A 941-nucleotide genomic window follows, 5' to 3' on the forward strand; every position below is an offset into this window, starting at 1 on the left:
AAACACGTTGGCTGTAATTAAAAACCGAAATGGAAACATTCAGAATTAAAGGAAAAAAAATAAAGAATTGGAAAACATTTCACTCTGAATTTAAAGAAGAAATGAACTTTCCAGATTATTATGGAGAGAATATGGACGCTTGGATTGATTGCGTTGACGAATTGACTGAAAAACCAACTATTTTACAAATTGATAATGGAAAATACTTAAAAGAAAACAAACCGGATTTATTTAATGCAATTTTAGAATGTGGAGCTTTTGTAAATTATAGAAAAATTAAAGTCGGAGAAAAGCCGAATTTGATAATTGCAACCGACAATTAATTAAATTTCAAGTTAGAAAAGAAAAAATGAATTTGAAACACATAATAATATTTTTGAGCTTTACCTTATTAATTAATTGTAAAAAATCTAAAAATACTATCACTTTAATTCCAGAAAACTATAAAGGAACAATCAAAATATGGTTTAATCAAAAAAAAGGAATTGAAGAAAAATATGAAAATGATAAAAGAGTTTATGAAATCCCAAAAAATGGTATTTTGAAAACAAAGTTCAGTCCGCAATTTGGTTATCACTTTCCTGAATACTACTATATTTCAGAAAGTGGAAAAAGAACTGAAATTAAACCTATTTTAAATTTAAATAAAAAAGTGCTTGACACAATTAAAAAAAATGAAATTTACGTTTATCATTTTATGCCAATGGGAGAAGTGGTAAAAATAGATTCACTTGGAAATGTTACAGAAAAGAAAGAACCTGGAATTATTTTTAGCGTAGGAAATCCATTAAACTGAAAAGAAAAAAACTACAGCCAACAACATATATAATTTATTGCTGGCTTTTTGCTTACTTACGAAAATCCTCGCGGATTTTCTTTGTCTGTAATTATTTATTAAATTAGTTGCTTAATTCACGCAACAAACCATATATAAACACGTT

At 26.5% G+C, this 941-nt stretch carries 2 protein-coding genes; both read left to right on the plus strand.

Features of this window, described 5'->3' with window-relative positions; all coding sequences use genetic code 11:
* Positions 1 to 29 precede the first annotated feature (29 nt).
* Positions 30 to 323, plus strand: coding sequence for a barstar family protein (locus MPF13_RS15440; RefSeq protein ID WP_249983661.1), 294 nt, complete (start codon positions 30 to 32; stop codon positions 321 to 323).
* A 26-nt stretch (positions 324 to 349) separates the two neighbouring features.
* Positions 350 to 796 (plus strand): DUF6843 domain-containing protein, encoded by a 447-nt coding sequence (locus MPF13_RS15445; protein ID WP_249983662.1) that lies wholly within the window; start codon positions 350 to 352, stop codon positions 794 to 796.
* Positions 797 to 941: the final 145 nt, after the last annotated feature.

The organism is Polaribacter sp. Z022 (genome assembly GCF_023555495.1).
In the GTDB taxonomy this organism is placed as follows: domain Bacteria; phylum Bacteroidota; class Bacteroidia; order Flavobacteriales; family Flavobacteriaceae; genus Polaribacter.